Raw genomic sequence first — 23,517 nt, 5'->3', positions numbered from 1 at the left:
TTTTAATAGTGCGCTCATCGCGCATATTTCTGCCGACTAAACACTCATTTTTCTGCATGATATAGTTTTAACAAATAACCTAATGTATTACTATGACTAATTTTTCTAGAATTTTAAGTAAAGTTTAATAGAGCAATAATGCGCGCGTCGCTCATTTTCATGAATATATGCGCAAAGAACAGCTTAACCAATCAATTAACGACGATATTTAGCCACTTTCAATGACCGGTTATCGCTCTGAAGAGCCATGCGGATAATATTTAAATCATATAACTACAAAACGTTACTTCTCGGTCATTTTAGTTTAAACCGATTTACTCATAAACAGGCTATACGGATCTAGTTCATAATTCCCAAACGGTTCACACTCTTTAAAACCAAATTGGACGTAGAGCTTTTGTGCGGGCAAAAATGCCTCTGCTGTTCCAGTTTCTAAGCTTATTGTTTTGTAACCTCGCAGTGCTGCTTGCTTAATAATATGCGTGAGTAACTTAGCCGCCATGCCTTGGCATAAATAGTTACTTGAGGTACGCATTGATTTAATTTCGCCATGAGTTGTATTGAGCGCTTTTTAATGCACCTACACCCGCTAAATTATTATCAATCCATAAGCTATAAAATGTTATGTTGGGCTGAGTGAGTTTACTCACATCAAGTGCATGTACACTCTCAACAGGTGAGTGCTTTAGCATATCGTTATGATGCGCTTGTAGTAACTTTATAACGTGTGGGTTTGAAAGCTCGCCTGTTCTTATTTCCATTTTCAACTCATTTTTCCGTGTATTAATATTTAATATAAAGCGCTAATAACCTTATATTTAACTCATCATGACTAGAAGCTAAAACGCTACCGACTGATTTCGAGTGTTCTAAGCCCCCTATTCGCATCTCAAACTTTTGATTATCAAAACTATCAATAAAAATATGTACTTCTTTATCCTCATCATAAAATGATGCGAAGTTGTCTGTAATGAGCATATTAAATATCATAGTTTCTTCCTTGTAGATTAAACATAAGATAATGATTACCTAGGACAATTTAAAGTTACAAGGTTTATAACGAAAGGTTGTTATAAATTTTAAAATATTGATAAAAAATATTCTTTCTCGAAACCCCTTTAAGTGAAGAAATAAGAGGAAATAAGAACTCCTTACTATCTAGTATTTCTATTTTCCATTTAGTATCGCCAATAAAATGAAAAGTTAACGTGTTCGAGTTTTGAATATTATAATTTCGAAAAGATCCCGTTGAATACATACTACCAATCGTAGCTGAATCAACAATATCAAGGCGCTCATTCAAGAGATGGATATGAAGCATATCCTCGTAAGGAGTGTCATCAGTCATAAAGACAAGGAATTTACAACCTGCTTTAATACAAAGCTCCAAATAAGTACCATCAACAACTTTATCTGTTTGCGTATTATTTAAAAAGATAAAGCTCTGTTCTGAAGACTTAGGGATTGTCTTAAATACTTGGCTTTCAAGTATGATCATCTTTTTCACCTAGCTATTACTTTTGACAGGCCAATTCTCGCCCACCGTAGGCTATCGTGGTCCACACTAGCCGGTATTTATGCAGAGATCGTTTGGTTTGTACCTTTCACCTCGAACCTCGAACCTCGAATATAAAATTACATCAACTTCCAAACCACAAACGCCATAGCAAAACCAACCAAGTACACCAAGCCTAACCAGGTTAAGCCACGCAAAAGTAGACTGTGTTTAATCGCAGGCTCTGAGCGAACTAGGCTGAAGTTAAGCCATGCAAAAACCGGTGTGGTTACAAACGCAAGCGTCATGGCAAAGGTAAGCATGGGCCCAAGAGCTGATTTAAAAAATAAGATCACCGCCATACCGGCCAATGCTTGTAATATAAGCCACGTATTTAAGCTATGTTTTGATTGCTTAAAACCAAGAAGTTTATGCGATTCGTTAAGTGTGCGGGCGTAACCGTCAAGCACGGTGAGTGTGGTGCCAAACATACACAAAAACGCGATGGCAGATACCAAAGGCCTTGCCCACTCGCCAATAGTCAATGCGTACATATCAATCAGCTGTTTAGCAAAGGCTACACCGCCAAGCTCTATATTACTGCTTTGCCCATATTGCACTAACGCACCTAAACTAAAAAATACCAGCGCAAGCCCGGCGGTTAACCAATAACCTACATTAAAGTCGAATAAGCCTTGGCTTTTAGTCACACTTTGCTGAGCTTGTTTTTCTTTAAGCCACAACGAGCTCAGAGCCGAAATTTCAATAGGCGCTGGCATCCAGCCCATTAAGGCAACCATAAAGCCTAACATGGCAAGTTCATATGGTGAGGGGCCAACATAGTTTACAGGAGCTACAGGGCCGTTATTTATAGCAATAACTAATGCGGTTATGGTTGCTATAGTAAGTAGCCCCATAATAGCTTTTGCAACATTATCGAGTGCTTTAAAGTGCCCTAGTAATAATATAATTAAACACGCAGCCAATATTAACCAGCACAATAAGGTAACGGGAATACTAATCGGTAATGCGTAGTGTAATAAGCTCGCAGTAAGCAACAATACGCCCGCGGTATTTACCACCGCGGCAATAATATTCAATACAATAAAACTGTAAAAATAGCCAGGCCCTTGGTTTTTATACCCTTCGACTAAACTATTTTTAGTAGCGAGTGTGTATTCCATACCAAAACGAAAAAACGGGTACTTTAAAACGTTAACCACCACAATAAGCCAAAATAGCTGCCAGCCAAATAATGCGCCAGCTTGAGTCGATGCAACTAAGTGTGAGCCACCAATGGCAGCGGTAGCCATTAAAATACCTGGGCCGAGCGCTCCTAACCGAGACTTCCATGTGCTTTGTGTGTACTGCATTAACTTCTCAAATTTGGTGTGTTATGTGCTTTTATTATTAATTTTAATCATTAATAAACTGTGTGAATGCATAATTTACCTAATTTACAGACAATAAAAAAGAGCCCTTAGGCTCTTTTTAAAAATAACACATTGTTAGTTATTAATTTAAATCCATCTCTTGGATGATTTCATGTGCTATTTCAGGTGTGGTACTTACAGGCTTTTCATGTAAGTTCGCTTTTATTTGCCCTTTACGATGCTTTAGTGCGGCATCGAGTTTTTTAGCTGCGCTGGAAATGGCTGGGTACATAACCTCGTTTTCCCCTTTAACCGATATACGCGCACCTTCATAATTTGTGCTAATTTCTGCTTGGAACTTATGATGCTCTTTTGAAAGAATAATATCTAGAGATATCAATGATGGAAAATGGCTCGCGACTTTTGAGAACTTTTCGTTAATGTGTTCTTTAATAGAATCAGTAACGTCAACATGGTGACCAGAAAGATTAATTTTCATAGGGTATCCTTTTATTTGTTACCTCATAGTTAGTATTGGGGGCTAAACGAATTAACACAAGAGAAAAAATGAAAATTACGCAATTATTTATTACCCCACCTGATTTAGATCATTCATTTAGCATTAAGTATGCAAAAAGCCGCTTTAAAGCGGCCTTTAGAGGTGTTGAAAATTTAATCAACCAACAAATTAATCGGTGTATGAACAACAATAATCTGCAAAATCACTTACTTTTACATGAAAGCTCACATTAGCATCAACATTAAATGACTCGCCCGCATTAAATGTTTTCCACTGTGTTTCACCAGGTAGTAATACATCCCACTGCCCTGCTAACAACTCCATGCACTCTTTTTGGTTAGTATTAAACTCAAATTCACCGGGTTGCATAAAACCCAAGGTTTTCGCCTCACCGTTACCTAAAAGTACAGTACGGCTTGATACTTTGCCATCAAAATACACATTGGCTTTTTTAACCACACTAACGTTATCGAACTTTGGCATGTTAACTCCTGTTGTTAATTTATAATTTTGTTACCCCCACAGTGCCTGATACATAAAAACCTTGCAAGTTAAGTGCTGTGAAAATTACTCATTTAGAAGCCAAAAGATTAAAAATGAACGACTTTATAGAGAGATATGCTTCGAGCAATGGGCTGCGAGTTTCGAACAGATCTTTTAGTAATTTATGCATAAAGAGGGCGATGAGACGCTTCGCTTTAGAGGCAGTAATCAAACAGCTAAACTAATTTTTTAATTTGGTTTTTGTATTGCCTCATTTTCTTCTCATTCGCTTCTCTGTGTTCAAATAAATTTTTAATAATTTGTGCACAAAGAGGGCGATGAGACGCTATGCTTTAGAGGAAGTGATAAAAGTACAACTCATAAAAAAGCCCGCCCTGTTTTACGCAGGGTGGACTTTTTAACTTTTAAAAGCCATAAAAACGCTTCGATTACGTTAAGCATTCTTAGAATTATCAGTAATTAAATTATCGCGATCGGGGGGTAAATTACTGAGTTTAATTGATTCCATGATTCGCTGCTGTGATTCAAGCGCATGCTTAGCCCATTTTTTATGCTTATCAGAGCGATCAACACGGTGATTAAATTCAACCTCTAAAAATGCATGCTCGCTTAATGGTAAACAATAAAAGTCTTGGCGAGAATGCTTATTACTTTTCTTTATTTGATAAAACACCCATTGGCGATCATTAATAATTACTCCTTTAGCTGCCGGCAGTGGCGGATAACCATAAGATTCAACGCGCCCTAAAATTTCCTTTTTCAGTGCTTCGCCTTCCCATGGGTTTGCTCTTTTATTCGACTCTAGCTTAGTATCATTTTGAAGCTTAGTGTTATAACCATCTGACCCCCAATGATAATTATCATACTCATCAATTACAAAGCGTCTTAATTGCATAGTATCAAGAACATTGATTTTATTGGTTTGTTTAATACGCAGTTGGCAACTAAACATGCCATACTCACTGCTTAGTAAATAACTTACTGGAGGCAAATACATCCAGTTTTCAGTGAGCATATGCACGTATTCATGGTGTAAATAGTTTTTTTTATGCTGGTTAAACCAGCTGGTTGAATTATAAGGAAACGAGACATCAATGGTAGACGGCACTGCTGAGACGTTGCTATCAGGCACATCGAGTGTTATCAGCTTGTCTTCTAGAATAAGACGGTGGTGGATGCAATTTTCAAAATTAGGGCCTCCTACAAAACCACGGTAAAAAGCTTTGGTTAAATTAATCATTCTTAGAATTATCTGCAATCAAATTATCGTGATCTGGGGGTAAATCACTGAGTTTAATTGATTCCATAATTCGCTGTTGTGATTCAAGTGCATGCTTAGCCCATTTTTTATGCTTATCTGAGCGGTCAACACGATGATTAAACTTTACCTCTAAAAAAGCATGCTCACATAATGGCAAACAATAAAAGTCGTGGCGAGAAAGAACATTACCTCTGCACTCTTGGTAAAACACCCACTGGTAATTATTAATAATTACCTCTTTAGCCGCAGGCAATGGCGGCTGACCATAAACTTCAATACGACCTAAAATTTCTTCTTCTAAAGCTTCCCCCTGCCAAGGGTTTGCTCTTTTACTCGACTCTAAGGTAGTACTATTTTTAATTCTAGTGTTTTTTCCATCTGGGGCCCAATGAAAATCATCGTACTCATCAATTACAAAATGTTTTAATTGGCTGATATCAAGCACATTGATTTTATTGGTTTGTTTAATCCGTAATTGGCAACTGAGCATGCCATACTCACTACTGGGCAAATAACTAACTGGTGGCAAATACATCCAGTTTTCAGTGAGCATATGCACGTATTCATGATATAAATAATCTTCCTTATGCTGGTTGAACCAGCTGGTTGAATTATACGGAAATGAGATATCAATAGTAGACGGTACAGCTGCGACATTGCTATCTGGCACACCGAGAGTGAGTAGTTTGTCTTCTAAAATAAAGCGATAGTGGATGCAATTTTCAAAATTGGGCCCACCGACAAAGCCACGGTAATAAGCCTTGGCTAATTTAATCATTCTTAGAATTATCAGTAATTAAATTATCGTGATCGGGGGGTAAATTACTGAGTTTAATTGATTCCATGATTCGCTGCTGTGATTCAAGTGCATGTTTAGCCCATTTTTTATGCTTATCTGAGCGGTCAACACGATGATTAAATTCAACCTCTAAAAATGCATGCTCACTTAATGGTAAACAATAAAAATCTTGGCGAGAGCGTCTATTACTTTTTTTTACCTGGTAAAACACCCACTGGCGATTATTAATCACAACCTCTTTAGCGGCAGGTAATGGCGGCTTTCCATAAGATTCAATACGACCTAAAATTTCTTCTTCTAACTCATCTGGCTCAAAGGGGACGGCCATTTTACTTGATTCTAAAGTGGTATCATTTTTAATCTTAGTGTTTTTTCCATCAGGGGCCCAATGGAAGTTATCGTATGATTCAATTACAAAATGCTTGAGTTGCACGGTATCCAGTACATTGATTTCATTAGATTGTTTAATCCTTAGTTGGCAACTAAGCATGCCATACTCACTGCTTGGCAGATAACTTATTGGTGGCAAGTACATCCAATTTTCTGTAAGCATATGCACATATACGTGATGGAAATAATCTTCCTTGTGCTGATTAAACCAACTTTTTGAATTATAGGGAAACGACACGTCAATGGTAGACGGTACAGCAGCAACATTACTGCTAGGCATATCGAGAGTGAGTAGCTTTTCTTCTAGAATAAGACGGTGGTGAATACAGTTGTCGAAGCTGGGCCCGCCAATAAAACCACGGTAAAAAGTCTTGGCTAATTTGATCATAATCGCGCATCCGTTGGCGGTAGAGTTTTAATAAACTTTCTTACTATATCGGCCTTATCGTTATAGCCTAGCAGTTGCAATTGGTCTGCATAGGTTACTAGACCTAAAAATGGCAAAGTGTGTGGGCTTGCACCTGCATCGCCTCCTTTAACAAAACCTCTGAATTTCATCGAACGCACAAAACTACTTGAAGATAAGTCATTACACCCCGCTAGATTAGGCACTAAATCATAAGGGTTATTACGCACAGCAATAATTTTTAGCCCCGTACTTTGGGCAATGCGCTTTAAACGATCGACATTTGAGCCTGAACCATGCACGGCGAGTTGCTGGCCCTTAAGTGGCTTACCATAGTGAATACGATAATGCTCTAATGCAGCGCAAAAAATGATTGCCCCTTGACTGTGAGCTAGCCATTTTACTTGTTTACCTTGCTGATTATTTTGTGCCAGCACGGCTGCTAAATGCTGAGCATTGTGGGATTTAGTGCCCGAGCGTCTGTCAAAGGCGCACTCCACTAAATCCAATTTTGGCCTATCTGTTGGGTTATGAAATAACGTATAAGCCTTTATTCCGTCCCCCTCGTAAGCTCTGTCAAGATGGGTGCCCATTAACCATGTGGCTTTGGTAAGCTCATTTTGCATACCGTTAACCGCCGCATGCTGTGTGTTAATTCGTGTAGTAGGAGTAACATCTTCATCCCACGCTCCTTGTATTTTCCTTATCTCTTTTCTATCCATTGATTTATCGTAGCTATGGTTGCTAAGCCTTTGAACCTCATAAAGCATGGTGCGCTCAGCTGAAAAAACATCTTTAGCTCCTTGTAGCTGCTTATCAAATAATACATCTGTTATTGAGATGAAATTAGACTCCAAACTATAACGTATTAAAAAATGGTAATTACGAAATGGATATTTTGTTCGCCATAAACGACGCAGCGGGTTACGGCTATGCTTAATTGAGTTTGTAGCATTAGGGTTCGCACAAATTTGAATGATATCGGCGCACACCATTTTTAAATCATAGTCATTGAGCTGCGATAGCATAGCGAGAGCTTGACAAGTAAATTTAGCTTTATTAAATGGGAAGTTAGCGGGGAGATTAACACCAAAATTACGACAGCTAAGTGCGTCAAGAGGGATAACGGAATGGGCATCGATAGTTTTATTGAGTTTTGACCAAGACATATTTCTTCCTTGTAAATGAGTCTGTGCCCGAAATGATACTGCAAACTAATTTTTAGAGCAAAAATAATTTTATGCTGTAATTACCTTTATTTGGACGTTTACCAGCCTTAGTATACGCTTAAAGCGAATGAATTAGCTCTAAACGCCTTTGAAGTCAAAGCCAATCATCATTTATGGTAACAGCTTTGATTGTTTTAACGCCGCCTAAAGCACGACTTTCACTACAACTTTTTATTAATAACTAGTGCTAAAACCTCCCCCCATTGTAAATTTACCTGTGAGTTAAACTGACAGCTGACAGCTTAAATCTGTCAGCTCTGAAATAAAAAAAGCCCGCCCTATTTTACGCAGGGCGGGCTTTTAAATGTTAAAGCAGTCGCTTAAAACAATGCGTTTGCTTTGTTAACTACATTTCCTACCGTAAAGCCGAAGAACTCAAATAGCTCGTTTGCCGGTGCCGACTCACCAAAGGTGGTCATACCGACTACGGCGCCATTTAGGCCTACATACTTGTACCAGTAATCAGCAATACCCGCTTCAATCGCTACGCGACGTGAAACGCTTGCTGGTAATACGCTTTCTTTGTACTCAGGCGATTGGTCTTCAAACGCATCAGTACATGGCATAGATACAACACGTACCTTTTTACCCTGCCCACGTAGCTCTTTCGCAGAGTCTTGCGCTAGCTGTACTTCAGAACCCGTTGCAATCAAAATAAGCTCTGGATTGCCGTCACAACTTAAGATGTAACCACCCTTTTTAACGTCGCTTAATTGCTGGGCATCACGAGCTTGTTGCTCTAAGCCTTGGCGAGTAAAGATTAATGATGTAGGACCGTCTTTACGTTCAATAGCTTGTTGCCATGCAATTGCCGACTCAACTTGGTCACATGGGCGCCAGTTGTAAAGGTTAGGCGTTAAACGCATGCTGGCAATTTGCTCTACTGGTTGGTGAGTTGGACCATCTTCACCTAAACCAATTGAATCGTGCGTGTATACAAAAATGCTTGGTTGCTTCATTAATGCAGCCATACGAACCGCGTTACGTGCGTATTCCATAAACATTAAGAACGTTGCACCGTAAGGGATAAAGCCTTTATGAAGTGCAATACCATTCATAATTGCCGACATACCAAACTCACGCACACCGTAGTAAACGTAGTTACCACTTGCATCGTCTGCCGTTAAGCCTTTAGAGCCATCCCAAATTGTTAAGTTTGAACCTGCTAAATCGGCAGAGCCACCCATAAACTCAGGTAGTAACGGACCAAACGCGTTTAATGCATTTTGCGACGCTTTACGTGATGCTGGGTTTGCTGGATTTGCTTGCAGCTCTTCAATGTACGCTTGTGATTTTTCAGCCCAGTCAGCTGGTAATTCTGAATGTGTACGGCGTTTGTATTCTGCTGCTAGCTCTGGGTATGCTTTTTCATATGCGGCAAATTTTTCGTCCCAGCTTGCTTCAAGCTGTTGGCCTTTTTCTTTGTTATCCCACTGTGCATAAATATCTTCAGGGATTTCAAATGCATCGCCCGTCCAACCTAAAAACTCGCGAGACGCTTTAATTTCGTCATCACCTAGTGGTGCACCGTGACAATCGTGGCTACCTGATTTATTAGGTGAGCCGTAACCAATAATAGTTTTACAACAAATTAGTGTTGGCTTATCAGTCACGCTTTTAGCTTCTGCAATTGCTGTACTTACTGCATCGCTATCATGGCCATCAACGTCACTAATTACATGCCAGCCGTATGCTTTAAAACGTGCTGGGGTATCATCACTAAACCAACCTTCAACTTCACCGTCGATTGAAATGCCGTTGTCATCCCAAAATGCCACTAATTTGCCTAGGCCTAATGTACCGGCTAGTGAGCATGCTTCATGAGAAATACCTTCCATTAAACAACCATCACCCATAAACGCATACGTGTGGTGATCAACAATGTCGTGGCCTTCACGGTTAAACTGCGCTGCTAATGCTTTTTCAGCAATCGCCATACCTACCGCATTTGTGATCCCTTGACCTAATGGGCCCGTAGTGGTCTCAATTCCTGGCGCGTATCCATATTCTGGATGGCCTGGTGTTTTAGAATGCATTTGGCGGAAGTTTTTAATTTCGTCCAGTGGCAAGTCGTAACCACTTAAATGCAGTAGAGAATAAATTAGCATTGAACCGTGACCATTTGAGAGTATAAATCGATCTCGGTCAGCCCACTCTGGATTTGTTGGGTTATGTTTTAGATAATCGCGCCATAATACTTCTGCGATATCAGCCATGCCCATAGGGGCTCCAGGGTGACCAGATTTGGCCTTTTGTACTGCGTCCATTGACAAGACGCGAATAGCATTTGCAAGTTCTTTGCGAGATGGCATGAATTCTCCTACCTTTATATGTATTTGCGCGGGTATTTATTTATCCCCATTCTTACTTATTGTGGGGGCTGTGTGCAATTAAAAACCCATAAAAATAGGGCATTATGAATATTTTTTAAGAACCATTTACTATTAGATATTTTATTTAGACGTCTAGGCGTAAAAAAACTATGCAAGTTCATTTGTTTTAGATAAAATACGCGCCTTAATTTTTTAGCGCTAATACCGACGTTTGTGAAGCGCAATATTTGTGAGCATAATTACAATGGCAAAACATTTATTTACTTCTGAATCTGTTTCTGAAGGTCATCCGGATAAAATCGCCGATCAAATTTCTGATGCGGTACTTGATGCTATCCTAGAGCAAGACTCTCATGCCCGTGTAGCGTGTGAAACTTACGTTAAAACCGGTATGGTTATGGTTGGTGGTGAAATCACGACTAGCGCATGGGTTGATATCGAAGAAATTACACGTAAAACAGTACGTGAAATTGGTTACACACACTCAGATATGGGCTTTGATGCCGATTCGTGTGCAATTTTAAACACTATTGGTAAACAGTCTCCTGACATTAACCAAGGTGTTGATCGTACAAGCCCTGAAGAGCAAGGCGCTGGCGACCAAGGCTTAATGTTTGGTTACGCATGTAACGAAACTGAAGTATTAATGCCTGCTCCAATTACTTATTCTCACCGTTTAGTACAACGCCAAGCACAAGTACGTAAAAGCGGCGAGCTTAACTGGTTACGTCCAGATGCAAAATCACAGGTTACGTTTGCATACGAAAATGGCAAGCCAGTAGGCATTGATGCCGTTGTACTTTCTACTCAGCACAGCGAAGATGTATCGCAAAGTGATTTAGTAGAAGCGGTAATGGAAACGATTATTAAGCCAGTACTTCCTGCTGAGCTTATTACTAGTGCCACTAAATTCTTTATTAACCCAACTGGCCGTTTTGTAATTGGTGGACCAATGGGTGACTGTGGTTTAACTGGTCGTAAAATCATTGTAGATACTTACGGTGGCATGGCTCGTCACGGTGGTGGTGCTTTCTCTGGTAAAGATCCATCAAAAGTTGACCGCTCAGCGGCTTATGCTGCACGTTATGTTGCTAAAAACATTGTTGCTGCTGGCCTTGCTGACAAGTGTGAACTTCAGGTGTCTTATGCTATTGGTGTTGCAGAGCCAACATCTATCAGTGTTGAAACATTTGGCACAGGTAAATTAGAAGAAGCGCGTTTAATCGAACTTATTCGTGAACACTTTGACTTACGCCCTTACGGCCTAATTCAAATGCTTGATCTTGAGCGCCCTATTTATCTTCCAACAGCGGCTTACGGCCACTTTGGCCGTGATGAATTCCCATGGGAACGCACAGATAAAGCAGACGCACTTCGCGCAGCAGCTGGCCTGTAAGCCACCTAGCTAATATTAAAACGGCCCTTTTTAGGGCCGTTTTGCTATGTGTATTAAGTTAGTCATAAAACAGTCTCGAACTGTTTAACATTTTAGGTATATACTCTGCTTATACAATAAAGCGTGTTAGGGATAAAAAATGGCCGACAATTTTCGTGTTATATTTGTAGGACTTGCAGAAGGCGCAGACAGCCAAGCAGTGACCAATGCACTGACAGAAAAACTAAAAACCTCACCTGAAAAGGTGGCGGCATTTTTTAATGGCAAGCCGCTGTTTGCTCCTAGCAACAAAGAGAAAGCCCTTAAGCAAGCTAAGTTACTTTCAACGCTGGGGATCAAAAGCAAACTTCAGCAAACAGCCCCTACACAAGCTACTTCTCAAAAAGCGCACGACAGCCAGCGAGATCAGCGCTTATTTGATGCCCTAGATTACATTACTAGTAGCTTAATTCGTCTTGAAGAAAAACTTGAGGATCTTGAGCAACGTCTCCCCGAGGTTGAGTTATCACTGCCTGATGAAAATGACGAACCATGGCAAGATGACGATTTAATGCTAGATGAGCCACTCTCTACAACACCCAAAAAACGCAGTAACCTTGTTTTATATTCACTGATTGCCACAGTTGTAATATTACTTATTGTGCTTGCTGTGTATTTAATGTTCCCGAACTTATTCTCTTTTTAATTATGGTTTAGTTATTTAATGAGCAATAATCGCGCACAAATAAGACTCGATATTCGTAAAGCACGGAATAATCTATCAAAAAACCAGCAAGAAATAGCGGCCCACTCGCTTAAAGTGAATTTTATTCAATATATAAAAAGCCAAAAAATAGCTAAAAAAAAACATATCGCCATTTATTTAAGCAATGATGGAGAGCTAGATACATCATTGTTAATTAAAGAATTATGGCTCAAAAAACAGCATGTTTACTTACCTATAATTCACCCTTTCAACGGGGCTAATTTACTATTTCAACGATATGAAAATAACTCACCCATGAGGGCAAACCGCTATGGTATCTTGGAGCCTAAGCTGAACTGCTCTCAAATATGCCCATTGCCAGCGCTTGATTATCTACTTATGCCACTTGTTGCATTTGATAAATTTGGTAATCGCCTTGGAATGGGGGGTGGGTTTTACGATAGAACCTTGGCACGTTTACACGAAGAAAACTGGCAGCAACCACAACTTATTGGCCTAGCACACGAATGCCAACAAGTGGATAAGCTCCCAATTGAATCGTGGGATGTGCCTCTTAAAACTATTATTACACCCAATAAAACCTACTGTTGGTAACAATTAATCTTGTAAACTAACAGTCTATTTTTGACATAAATGAGCACATAGCAATGACACAAGATGAATTAAAAAAAGCAGCTGCATGGGCTGCACTGGAGTTTGTAAAAGAAAACACCATAGTGGGTGTTGGTACAGGCTCAACCGTTAATCATTTTATTGATGCTTTAGGCACAGTAAAAGACACCATTGTTGGTGCAGTATCTAGTTCAGAAGCGTCTACAGCACGTTTAAAAGAACTTGGTATAGAAGTATTTGAGCTAAATGATGTTGATGCTCTGGATGTATACGTTGATGGCGCAGATGAAATTAACGCTCTAAACGAAATGATTAAAGGCGGTGGTGCAGCGCTCACCCGTGAAAAAATAGTAGCGGCAGTGGCTAAACAGTTTGTGTGTATTGTTGATGACACCAAACTAGTCGATACCTTAGGGGATTTCCCGCTGCCAGTTGAAGTTATTCCGATGGCGCGCAGCTATGTTGCCCGCGAATTATTAAAACTTGGCGGTGATCCTGTGTATCGCCAAGGTGTTGTAACCGATAACGGCAACGTTATTTTAGATGTACATAATTTAAAAATTACCCATGCTAAACAGCTTGAAACACAAATAAATCAAATTGTTGGCGTAGTCACCAACGGCCTATTTGCAGAGCGCGGTGCTGATAAAGTGATTATCGGCACAAAAAATGGGCCACAAATTAAATAGGATATGGTTATGAGTAAGGTATCGTTAGCAAAAGACAAAATTAAAATTCTCTTGCTTGAAGGTGTTCATCAAAGCGCTGTTGAAACGCTAAAACGTAACGGTTATAGCAATATCGACTACGTTAAAACATCGCTACCTGAGGACGAGCTTATTGAGCGCATTAAAGATGTGCACTTTGTGGGGCTGCGTTCTCGTACTCATATTAATGAATCGGTATTAAATGCAGCTGAAAAACTGGTTGCTATCGGTTGTTTTTGTATTGGTACCAACCAAGTAGATTTAAACGCAGCACGTGAGCGCGGTATTGCAGTATTTAATGCTCCGTTTTCAAATACTCGCTCTGTAGCTGAGCTTGTACTAGGTGAAATACTGCTTTTATTACGTGGTATTCCACAGCGAAATGCCGCTGCGCACCGTGGTGGCTGGTTAAAAACAGCCAATGGCTCGTTTGAAGCGCGCGGTAAAACCTTAGGTATTATTGGCTACGGTCACATTGGTACTCAGTTGGGCATTATGGCTGAAAATATTGGTATGAACGTGGAGTATTACGACATTGAAGACAAACTGTCTTTAGGTAATGCGACACAAGTACATAACTTAACGCAGCTATTGCAACGCGCTGATATTATTAGCTTGCACGTACCTGAAACACCGCAAACTAAAAACCTGATTGGCACGGCTGAATTGGCGGTAATGAAGCAAGGCTCTATTTTAATTAACGCTTCACGTGGTACTGTCGTTGATATTGACGCCCTAGCAGAAGCGCTAACAGAGAAAAAACTCAGCGGCGCAGCAATTGACGTATTCCCAGTTGAACCTAAATCTAACGATGAAGAATTTATATCGCCACTGCGTGAATTCGACAACGTTATTTTAACGCCGCATATAGGTGGTTCTACTCAAGAAGCACAAGAGAACATTGGTATTGAAGTAGCGGGTAAACTCGCTAAGTACTCAGATAACGGCTCAACTATTACCGCAGTTAACTTCCCTGAAGTATCATTGCCAGAGCTTGCTAATCGCAGCCGCCTGTTACACGTGCATCACAACCGCCCTGGCGTGCTAACGCAAATTAACCAAGCGTTTGCTCAGCACGGTATTAACATTGCCGCACAGTACTTACAAACCGATGAAGCAATTGGTTACGTGGTTATTGATGTAGACACAGATCACTCAGAAGTCGCACTTAAAGAGCTCAGTGCAGTTGAAGGTACAATTAGAGCGCGTATTCTTCACTAACTATCAGCTAAAATAATAAAAGCCGTAATTGAATAATCAAGTACGGCTTTTTTGTTTTAAATTGAATCCTGACGGCTTGTAACTTACCGCTGTTATTTGCCTTTAACTTCTAAATTTATAAACTTAACCAGCTCTTCGGGTTGTCCTGCTAACATCATTAGTTGCTGATTCACTTCCATCATAGTTTTACCTTCAGGCAATTTTGCTGACACACTAAACGAATTTAGTCCTTGAGCAAAATCAGTTAATGCCTTGGCTATTTCTTCGGTCACAGGTGCTTGTTGAAGCTGTTGATCAAGCATTGTTTGCATTTGCTCTAACGTCATACCTTGCTTTGCCAACTCGCTTTCTAATAAGCCTTTAAGATCACCTTGGTTATTAACAACTAAGCTAACATTACGTGGCTCTAGCTTACTCATTGCTTGCATAATCATTGTTTGCTGTTGTAGCTCTTGCTCATAAGTAAGCGGTGTATTACCTGCAGCTTGCTGAGCCTTACTGATTTCAAGTGAAGCATCCATAAGCGCTTTAGAGTTAGCAAGCCCCATGTCCATATCAATACTAGCAATATCATTAGCTTGCAGCTTAACAACAATATCACTGTTACCTGATTGCTCGTCGTAATCTAATGAAGAGTGTAAATCATAACTGGCTGAGGCAAGTTGTGTATTTGTATCTGCAGGCAGTGTATCGACAAAGCTTTTATCAAATTGGAAGTTTTTTAACGTAAAAGCAGTATGTGGCGATATTTTATCGGTTTCGTAGCCTGTCACTTCAACATGCTCAACCGTGGCAATTTTATCGCCCTCAGGGCTAGTCACTTCAATATTACTAATGGCAACACTGTTTGAAATAACACTCGCCGATAGCTCTGCGTAGTTAAAACTAGCACCGGTTTGTTCGCTGACCAAGGCCAACTGTTTATCAACCTCAGCACGTACCTCTTGTGTTGCAACATAGTTTGCATAGCTCACGCCACCCACACCTGCAGCAATAATCGCGGCTGCAATCACTAATTTTTTCATGTCATTTCCTTATTAAACTCTTTATATAAGTGGCTTTAAGCAAGACTAACATTGAGAACATGCATCGTTAAGCACTTTTTGTTTGCTAGTTAATTAAACTCAGTAGCTCGTGCACTGTTTTAACTGGCGTTATTTTAGCACCCAGCCCTTCCATCGATTTATGGTAGTTACGAAATGGGATAAATATTTCAGTAAACCCATGTTGCGCCGCTTCTTTAACACGGGGTACACCACTGTCGATTGGACGCACATCACCGTTTAAACTTAACTCCCCCATAATACAGGTGGTTCGAGGTACAACAAACTCGTTCAAACTACTTAAAAGTGCAGTAACAAGCGCTAAATCAATACAGGTTTCTGATTCATCAATTTTTAGACCACCCACAATATTAAAAAACGTATCGTGAAATATTTTAGTTTTAGTGTGTTTACGTAAAATACCAGTGAGCATTTTAATCCGGTTCATATTTAAACCAACACATACTCGCTGTGGAAATTCTGCTTCTGTTTCAGTGGTTAAACATTGAATTTCGAGTAGTAAATTACGATTACCTTTACGAATACAGGTAATCGTCGACCCCGGTGATTCAGTGGTTGAACCGGATAAGAAAATTTCGCTGGGGTTATCCACACTGAGCATACCGCGTTCACACATTTTAAAAATGCCCACAGTATCTATATCACCAAAGCGATTTTTATTAGCACGCAGCGTACGCACTTGACCATCGTTGGTATCAATATGTAACAGTGCATCAACAATATGCACTAATGTTTGCGGGCCAGCTATTTCATTATTTTTATTTACGTGAGCAATAATGAACATAGTGACATCGTTTTGCTTACAATATTGGGTTAGCGCTTGAGCGGCACTTTTTACTTGCGAGGGTGAGCCAGGGCTACCATTAGCGGTGTCGGTGACCACGGCTTGAATAGAGTCGATAACGGCAAACTTAATTTTGTTTTTATCCAGCTCTTCAATAATGGTTTCAACACTGGTTTCAGAAAGTAAATAGAGCTCATCTTCGTTATAGTTAAGTTTTAAACGGTTTACTCGGTTTTTAAACTGCGACAAAGACTCCTCAGCAGTACAATAAAGCGATGGCATGCGCTGAGACATTCTTGCCACTAAATCCGATAGTAGCGTGGTTTTACCCGCCCCCGGATCGCCAGAAATAATATTAACCGAGCCGGTGGTTACACCGCCGCTTAGTACACGGTCAAGTTCGCCAATTTCAGTAAGCTGTTTTTCTGCCTCTGAGGTTGCTACTTCATTAATTTTTTTAGAGCCACCGCCAATACCACCGGCGTAGCCACCGACACTTGCACGAGCTGCTACTTTTTTGCTTTGCCCTGCAGAAGGTTTAAACTCTGCTAATGTGTTCCACGCACCGCAGCGACACTGACCTTGCCAGCGTTGATAGTTCATGCCACATTCTGTACAAACAAACTCTACTTTTGCCGCTTTAGCCATTTAAAACCTTACCTACTATTCTTTATTTTGAAATATTGACTGTTAAGCGCTTATTTTGCCATTGCTGGCTTTACCTTAGCAACAACGCCTTGTGGAATAGCGCATTTAGTATCACACTCACACTATACTGATGTAGTTTCATTTAACCTGCTTTAGGGCATGCTTCTTGCTTTAAAAAGCTAATAAAAACATGCCAATTAATTGGCTCATAACGAATAACAATAAACACAAAGTATAGTTACGCATAATATCGTGGTCGCATTTAACTACTTTTCGATATTAGATTTATTTAATTCTCTAATAAATGATTGCAACAGTATACCTACTTTTAAATTAGACGGTGATGATTTATAAATGGCTGAAGACGTATTGCTCAAGCATGAAGCGCTTGTAAATGAATTAAAACAGTATTTGGGAAATGCTAAGTTTGATCTCATTTTCAAGTCAAAAACTGCCGAGTTAAGCAAACCCGAGCAGTTTTTAATAAAAATGGAAATGTCGCGTTTATCTCAGCCGATAGACCGCTTTATTGATCTGCGTGGCTCAGTAACCGGCCAAGTAAAACCATATGAGCATAACGGTAAACAACACTTTATGGATGACACCGCCATTGAAGTATTCGAAGCAGCAATAAAACAACATAAAGGCTACACCCTTGCCGTGTACGAAGCGGTGATGAATACCGAAAATAATTATCGTGTATTACAGCAAAAATCAACGACCACCCCAGCTAAAATAATTGAACCATTACCCGAACTACCCACCGATGTAATTAAGTTTGCGGCTTATGAAAGTCGTAGCGAAGAGCGAATGAATTACTCAATTAAAATTACTATTGAGTACGATGAGCAAACAAAAATTGAAGCAAGTACTTCTGATATTTCACTCAGTGGCTGTAAAATTAAGTTGGCATCCCGCTATAACTTAAAAAAAGGTCAGCTTATTGTTATGCACTTAGTTGGCCTTGAACAAGATTTTGAGCTTGGGTTAAAAAATGGGATTGAATACGAAGTGGTTGCGATAGAAAACACCTCGGATGAATTTAATCATATTCGCTTAAAACGCACATTTAAAGAAAACAACACCGCGTTTGACCATTTTTTAGAAAGCTTTATTCACGGCAATAAACGCCGCTACAAAGTGAACTTAGATAACACCCTCGATGCAGTTATTTCTAAAGGATACGAGCAATATTACATTCCTAGGGTCAATTCGCTATACGTTTTTATAAGTCAAAAAAACGGTGTTTATTATCCAAGCTTAAGTTTAACTACAGAAAACAGCCTGTTTATTCAGCGTTACTTTACCGATGAGCGCAAAGTATCTTGCCTATACAGTGTGTTAAACCATAAGCGTATTAGTAACTTGGCACTAAAACCTGTTGCTGTAAAAGAGGAATATTTATATACCTTTACCCATGTCTCTGCAGGAAAAATTTACTACTATTCAGCCACTCGTTCAGAGCTTGAGCAACATGCACAATTAAAAGCGTTATTTTTTGGTTTTGGTAGCCGAAGAGACAGTTGGCGCTGCTTTAAATTACAATTGATGCCAAGCCATACTGAAGATGCTTATATTCCTTTATCTTTACCTAACTCTTTGGGTAAGGATATTGAGAAACTTAATAAACCGCCTTCACCACGTGTTGAAGGCGCCATAAAAGACGTAAAATATTTAATGCTACTTACTCAAGTAGGTAATAAGCATGAACAACAGCATTATCAACAGTATGAATTTGATAAAGCCTTGGCCAATAAATTGAAATTGTTTGGCCACAGTAAGCATGCATCACCGCCGGAGCTAAATACCGTGCCGTTAGAGTACGTGAACCTTCGTTCTAATAAGCGTTACCTTTATAAAACCAGCGTCGTTATTAACACCCGTGACTCAGTACTGCATGGCCATACTCGGGACTTTTCAGTCTTTGGTTTACAGCTAGAGTGTAATCAAGAAGTAAACTTTAAAAAAGGCGATATCGTGTCGCTGTCATTCCCTGATTTACAAAAAATCACCAAAAGTTATTCATTAAGTCTTATTCAATATGAAGTAATGGCGGTAAGTAAATCGTTAACCACGATTAATTTAAAAGCACATGTAGAGAAAAAATTGCCTCATACTGGGGTCGATTTTTTTACTCTTTTAATTAACAGCAATAAACAAAAATTAAAAATAGCAGAAGAGTCACCTAAAGTACCTGGGCTTTCTACAGCACTTAGAAATATGGTAACCAAAACACTTTGCCAGTTCCCAATATATTTACATAAATCAATGGCTCACTTTGAAATTGGCGCCATGGGATTTGGTTTATATCCAAGCCCTCTGCATGTTATTTTACAAAATTTTTCACTGCTAAATACTAAAACAGACTTATCAAATATTATTACTAAAGCGCACATTGCTGATGTGATCACCCCGAATATTAAAGAGCGCTCTCGCCAAGACTCGCCATTAGAATTTAGTTTGGTGATTAACTTCGATCCTAAAAAAGAAAATATAGCCGATGCAATTACCAGTCAGTGTATTTTAGGTACTGACTGTAGCAAGTTTAAACAGCAAGTAAGTAAAGGGCTTAAATCTGAGCTGGTTTTTATAATGCGTTTATATATTTCTCGCACTGGTCGACTCGATACTGACTACTTAGCAAACGAGCTAAAATACGTTAGCCAATACGCAATTCACAAGGCCAAAGACTTAGAGGATGCATTATGGTCTGTATCAGGTGTGGGCGACATTATTGATGTAAGTGATGAAGCACTTGAGCATTTAGCGCTCAACCAACAACAGGTTGAGCAAATGTCTAGACGAAAGCTAATCTGGTTAAATCGTTTACGTTAAACCTGTGATGGGTTTAGCGGAACCGCCAGCATATATAACAGTTGTAATAACGAGCCTTGGCAAATAGCTGCTTGGGCTTGCTCAACTACTTTTGGTTTACCATGTACAGCAACGCCTAAGCCAGCTTGAGCCATCATTTTTAAATCGTTTGCACCATCGCCTATGGCAACTGTTTGGCATTTTTCAAGCCCCAGCTTTTGTTGTAGCGCGTTTAAAACAACCGCTTTTTGTTCAGCATCAACAATCCCACCTAATACTTTACCTGTTAGTTTATCGTCTTTAAATTCCAGCACATTGGCATGCACTTCATCCAAATTAATTAGCTCCTGCACTCGCTCAGCAAACGGCACAAAGCCGCCCGATGCAATCGCTAAATACCAATCGTGGTGTTTTAAAATTTGGCATAACGCTTTAATACCTGGCATTAAAGGCAGTGCACTTTTAAGCTCATCAATTAAGCTCTTTTCAATGCCTTCAAGCTTGGCAACACGCTGGTGTAAGCTTTCACTAAAATCAAGCTTACCTGCCATTGCCTGCGCGGTTACGTTGGCAACCTCGTCGTATACATTCGCTAAGCGTGCAATTTCATCAATACACTCAATAGTAATGGCTGTTGAATCCATATCCATTACCAATAATCCTGGTTTTTGTAAATCAGGGGGGCTGGTTACTTGCACTAACTGACACGCCAAGGTATTTGCAAAAGTTTGAAGTTCAAGTGGGTTTATTGAGCGCTCTGCATTTTCTATATAAAAACATAATGCCGGAGATAACCCTAAATCTGGCTGATATTGACAAATAGCCGTTACTTTTTGCTGGTGAGACGCAAAAAACTCAATAATGCTATTGATATGCTGAATATTAAAATCACCGCCAAAGGCAATACTAAATAACCCTTGGTTTCTGTTTGGTGTTATATTTAGTGGTGTAAAAACACCTTGTTGGTAGCTAAACCATTTATTAAGAATAAGTGATGATGATAATAGCTCAGCGCTTTGCTGTGCCATGTTCGCGTTCGACATGGGATCTCCGTTTATATTTCCTGACATTTAGCTCATTGATAATAAGGATATGAGACACAAAATTCGCCATCAGGGGGGATTTAGGGTTATAGTGTAGTTGTAACATCAAATCAAAATGCTGTCAGCAGCATATACGGTGACTATGAAAAATAACCATCTTAAAAATCCACTTACAGCCTCGCAAAAAAAGCGTTTAATTCGTTTGTTATTGGCCGCGGGCTGCTTTGTATTATTAAGCTGGGTAGGAATAAACAGTAGCCACCAAAGCCATCAACTACTTTACGATAGTGCCAATAGTGCAGCCAAGTCACTCACTCAGTTTATGGCACTGAATGCCAAAAAACCGCTAATAGAAAAAAACAAATCGCAGCTCACCACCTTATGCAACAATATCAGTAAAGATGAGTTTGTTCTTTCAGCCACCATTTATGATAAACAAGGTGTAGTGCTTGCAAGCAGCGATAACTGGCAATCACATCATGTATATGGTTTATTACCAGACTCATCGCCTGGCATTAGTAAGTTAAAAACACCGTTTGTTGAACAAGTTATTTCTGACGACAATCGCCCTATTGGCTTTGTATCTATTACCTATTTAACGCGTGCTGCGGTATCTTCAAGCCATAATCATTTTCATGATTTAGGTCGCCAAGTGCTACTTATGTTAGTGATTGCTTGTATTTTTACTTGGCAATTAGGCCGAGGGTTAAAACGCTGGCAAGTAAATCGTTATATACAAAAAACGTCAGAGCACGAATCATAAAGCTGCTCAGCTAATCGATATTTATCGCTATTTGGCTTTAAAGCATAGAGCGCATCAAACACCTTAGGAATATGCAATGGGGTATTTATTTCTCCCTGATAACCATTTAGCGGCATTGAAGGTGAATCAGTCTCAAGCACTAAATGCTGTGACTCAAGCTTTGCTACAACCGCACGAGTTTTAGCAGCCCGCTCATAGGTGATAACCCCACCCACTCCAAGCTTAAAGCCCATTTTTATATAGTACTGTGCTTGTTGTATTGAGCCTGAAAAAGCATGGATCACACCGCCATTCTTAGGCTTACAACGCTTAAACGATTGCGCTATTAAATCATGGCTTTGTCTGTGATGCACAATCAGCGGTAACTCAAGCTCATTAGCAAGCGCTATTTGTTGCTCAAACAGAAAGGTTTGTTTTTCAAGATTTTCGATACTGCGATCTAGCCCGCATTCCCCAATAGCCACAAGCTGAGTTTTGTTTGTTTTAGCAAAGTTATACAGTGATTCTAAGTGCGATTGCTGATGTTGCTCTAAAAAATAAGGATGTAGCCCTGCAGCTATTCTAATTTGTGGGCAGGTTGCTTTAAACTCGAGTAGTTTTTGAGACTGCGCCAAGCTAATGCCTGGCACAATAAATTGATTAATGCCTTTAGCTACACAGACATTAATAAGTGATTCGCGGTTTGTATCAAACTCACTAAAATCAAGATGGCAGTGTGAGTCTATAAATTGCAAAACCAGCAGCCAACTAAGGATTTAAGCGGGTTATTTGCCAGTTATTATCGGCCTGACGCTGATACATAAAGCGATCATGCAGGCGATGCGCTCCGCCTTGCCAAAACTCGATTTTTTGCGGCACAACACAATACCCGCCCCAAAAATCAGGGAGCGGAATTTCACCTTTAGCGAATTTGTTTTTCATGTTGGCAAAGGTCTCCATTAGCACTTTACGCGAGGAAACTGGACGGCTTTGTTGCGACGCCCAAGCGGCTAATTGGCTTTCCTTAGGGCGAGATAAAAAGTATTTAGCAACAGCCGATGTAGGTAATGGCTGCGCTTCACCATACACAATTACTTGGCGCTCCATAGGGTGCCATGGGAAGTGCAAGGAAATTTTATTATTGCCTTTAAGCTCTTGTGCTTTTCGTGAACCGGTATTAGTAAAAAACACAAAACCGTTATCATCTAAATGCTTTAGCAGCACAATACGCTGTGAAGGCTGACCGGTGTCATCAACCGTAGCGACCACCATTGCTGTAGGGTCGGGCAAGTTACTAGCAACAGCGTGCTCAAGCCAGGTTTCAAACTGCTTAAACGGATCATCAAGCAAGTTGTCTTCACTGAGCGCATCTTGCAGGTATTCACGACGAATATCTTCGAGTTTCATATCAAATCCTTCTAAAGAGCTATCAGCTATCAGCTATCAGCTATCAGCTATCAGCTATCAGCT

Annotated in this window: 22 protein-coding genes and 1 pseudogene; 7 read left to right on the top strand and 16 right to left on the bottom strand. The window is 39.9% G+C overall.

Annotated features, from left to right (window positions below):
* Window positions 1-304: 304 nt before the first annotated feature.
* The 11 genes and pseudogenes from ACTRWE_RS16685 to tkt form a co-directional block, all read right to left on the bottom strand.
* A pseudogene (locus ACTRWE_RS16685) lies at window positions 305-761 on the bottom strand (GNAT family N-acetyltransferase).
* Between the two features lie 22 nt (window positions 762-783).
* Entirely contained in the window at window positions 784-990 is a 207-nt protein-coding gene (locus ACTRWE_RS16680) for a hypothetical protein (protein ID WP_024602082.1), read from the bottom strand.
* Between the two features lie 64 nt (window positions 991-1,054).
* Window positions 1,055-1,498 carry a hypothetical protein gene (locus ACTRWE_RS16675; protein WP_024602083.1) on the bottom strand — a complete coding sequence of 148 codons (444 nt, stop codon included), beginning with the start codon at window positions 1,496-1,498 and terminating at the stop codon, window positions 1,055-1,057.
* Between the two features lie 137 nt (window positions 1,499-1,635).
* Window positions 1,636-2,868: an NRAMP family divalent metal transporter gene (locus tag ACTRWE_RS16670; RefSeq protein ID WP_024602084.1), complete on the bottom strand. Its 1,233-nt coding sequence runs from the start codon at window positions 2,866-2,868 to the stop codon at window positions 1,636-1,638.
* 142 nt (window positions 2,869-3,010) lie between these two features.
* Window positions 3,011-3,367 carry a ribosome hibernation-promoting factor, HPF/YfiA family gene (gene hpf / locus ACTRWE_RS16665; RefSeq protein ID WP_013465684.1) on the bottom strand — a complete coding sequence of 119 codons (357 nt, stop codon included), beginning with the start codon at window positions 3,365-3,367 and terminating at the stop codon, window positions 3,011-3,013.
* 189 nt (window positions 3,368-3,556) lie between these two features.
* A complete protein-coding gene (gene ppnP, locus ACTRWE_RS16660; RefSeq protein WP_024602085.1) occupies window positions 3,557-3,871 on the bottom strand; it encodes a pyrimidine/purine nucleoside phosphorylase in 315 nt (104 codons plus the stop codon).
* Window positions 3,872-4,325: 454 nt separating this feature from the next.
* Window positions 4,326-5,132 carry a hypothetical protein gene (locus tag ACTRWE_RS16655; RefSeq protein ID WP_024602086.1) on the bottom strand — a complete coding sequence of 269 codons (807 nt, stop codon included), beginning with the start codon at window positions 5,130-5,132 and terminating at the stop codon, window positions 4,326-4,328.
* Window positions 5,125-5,931 carry a hypothetical protein gene (locus tag ACTRWE_RS16650; protein WP_462880362.1) on the bottom strand — a complete coding sequence of 269 codons (807 nt, stop codon included), beginning with the start codon at window positions 5,929-5,931 and terminating at the stop codon, window positions 5,125-5,127. Before ACTRWE_RS16650 ends, ACTRWE_RS16655 begins: the two co-directional genes overlap by 8 nt.
* On the bottom strand, window positions 5,924-6,730 hold the full coding sequence (locus ACTRWE_RS16645) for a hypothetical protein (RefSeq protein WP_024602089.1): 807 nt from the start codon (window positions 6,728-6,730) through the stop codon (window positions 5,924-5,926). Before ACTRWE_RS16645 ends, ACTRWE_RS16650 begins: the two co-directional genes overlap by 8 nt.
* Window positions 6,727-7,917, bottom strand: coding sequence for a hypothetical protein (locus ACTRWE_RS16640; RefSeq protein ID WP_462880361.1), 1,191 nt, complete (start codon window positions 7,915-7,917; stop codon window positions 6,727-6,729). The genes ACTRWE_RS16645 and ACTRWE_RS16640 overlap by 4 nt, the downstream gene beginning before the upstream one ends.
* A 380-nt stretch (window positions 7,918-8,297) precedes the next feature.
* Window positions 8,298-10,289, bottom strand: coding sequence for a transketolase (gene tkt, locus ACTRWE_RS16635; RefSeq protein ID WP_462880360.1), 1,992 nt, complete (start codon window positions 10,287-10,289; stop codon window positions 8,298-8,300).
* Between the two features lie 265 nt (window positions 10,290-10,554).
* Between tkt and metK the strand changes: the two genes are divergently transcribed.
* The 5 genes from metK (at window position 10,555) to serA (ending at window position 14,952) form a co-directional block, all read left to right on the top strand.
* A complete protein-coding gene (gene metK / locus ACTRWE_RS16630; protein ID WP_010387726.1) occupies window positions 10,555-11,706 on the top strand; it encodes a methionine adenosyltransferase in 1,152 nt (383 codons plus the stop codon).
* Window positions 11,707-11,845: 139 nt separating this feature from the next.
* Window positions 11,846-12,391: a hypothetical protein gene (locus tag ACTRWE_RS16625; protein WP_013465688.1), complete on the top strand. Its 546-nt coding sequence runs from the start codon at window positions 11,846-11,848 to the stop codon at window positions 12,389-12,391.
* A gap of 18 nt (window positions 12,392-12,409) precedes the next feature.
* Window positions 12,410-13,006 (top strand): 5-formyltetrahydrofolate cyclo-ligase, encoded by a 597-nt coding sequence (locus ACTRWE_RS16620; RefSeq protein WP_024602092.1) that lies wholly within the window; start codon window positions 12,410-12,412, stop codon window positions 13,004-13,006.
* Between the two features lie 53 nt (window positions 13,007-13,059).
* Window positions 13,060-13,713, top strand: a complete 654-nt coding sequence (gene rpiA / locus ACTRWE_RS16615; protein WP_013465690.1) for a ribose-5-phosphate isomerase RpiA — start codon at window positions 13,060-13,062, stop codon at window positions 13,711-13,713.
* Between the two features lie 9 nt (window positions 13,714-13,722).
* Entirely contained in the window at window positions 13,723-14,952 is a 1,230-nt protein-coding gene (gene serA / locus ACTRWE_RS16610; RefSeq protein WP_028833921.1) for a phosphoglycerate dehydrogenase, read from the top strand.
* Between the two features lie 92 nt (window positions 14,953-15,044).
* On the opposite strand, the gene ACTRWE_RS16605 is transcribed toward serA, so the two are convergent.
* Together ACTRWE_RS16605 and radA are read right to left on the bottom strand one after the other, a co-directional pair.
* Entirely contained in the window at window positions 15,045-15,977 is a 933-nt protein-coding gene (locus tag ACTRWE_RS16605) for a hypothetical protein (protein ID WP_462880358.1), read from the bottom strand.
* An 85-nt stretch (window positions 15,978-16,062) separates the two neighbouring features.
* Window positions 16,063-17,448: a DNA repair protein RadA gene (radA, locus tag ACTRWE_RS16600; protein WP_013465693.1), complete on the bottom strand. Its 1,386-nt coding sequence runs from the start codon at window positions 17,446-17,448 to the stop codon at window positions 16,063-16,065.
* A gap of 354 nt (window positions 17,449-17,802) precedes the next feature.
* On the opposite strand from radA, the gene ACTRWE_RS16595 reads away from it, so the two are divergent.
* Window positions 17,803-20,283: a PilZ domain-containing protein gene (locus tag ACTRWE_RS16595; RefSeq protein WP_462880357.1), complete on the top strand. Its 2,481-nt coding sequence runs from the start codon at window positions 17,803-17,805 to the stop codon at window positions 20,281-20,283.
* Here the strand turns inward: ACTRWE_RS16595 and serB are convergent.
* On the bottom strand, window positions 20,280-21,305 hold the full coding sequence (gene serB / locus ACTRWE_RS16590) for a phosphoserine phosphatase SerB (RefSeq protein ID WP_462880356.1): 1,026 nt from the start codon (window positions 21,303-21,305) through the stop codon (window positions 20,280-20,282). The genes ACTRWE_RS16595 and serB overlap by 4 nt on opposite strands.
* Window positions 21,306-21,447: 142 nt before the next feature.
* Here serB and ACTRWE_RS16585 point away from each other — a divergent pair, with 142 nt between their 5' ends.
* The gene (locus ACTRWE_RS16585; RefSeq protein WP_021033158.1) at window positions 21,448-22,068 is read left to right on the top strand and encodes an AhpA/YtjB family protein; all 621 of its coding nucleotides are present in this window, start codon (window positions 21,448-21,450) and stop codon (window positions 22,066-22,068) included.
* On the opposite strand, the gene ACTRWE_RS16580 is transcribed toward ACTRWE_RS16585, so the two are convergent.
* Together ACTRWE_RS16580 and pdxH are read right to left on the bottom strand one after the other, a co-directional pair.
* Window positions 22,035-22,802: a TatD family hydrolase gene (locus ACTRWE_RS16580; protein WP_462880355.1), complete on the bottom strand. Its 768-nt coding sequence runs from the start codon at window positions 22,800-22,802 to the stop codon at window positions 22,035-22,037. The two genes, ACTRWE_RS16585 and ACTRWE_RS16580, sit on opposite strands and share 34 nt — an antisense overlap.
* A 13-nt stretch (window positions 22,803-22,815) precedes the next feature.
* Window positions 22,816-23,454 carry a pyridoxamine 5'-phosphate oxidase gene (gene pdxH / locus ACTRWE_RS16575; RefSeq protein ID WP_462880354.1) on the bottom strand — a complete coding sequence of 213 codons (639 nt, stop codon included), beginning with the start codon at window positions 23,452-23,454 and terminating at the stop codon, window positions 22,816-22,818.
* Window positions 23,455-23,517 lie beyond the last annotated feature (63 nt).

It is taken from the genome of Pseudoalteromonas sp. G5_S1_54_S4 (genome assembly GCF_054968565.1).
Note: the sequence above shows the minus strand (reverse complement) of the source record. Positions and strands in the feature narration are given on the sequence as shown.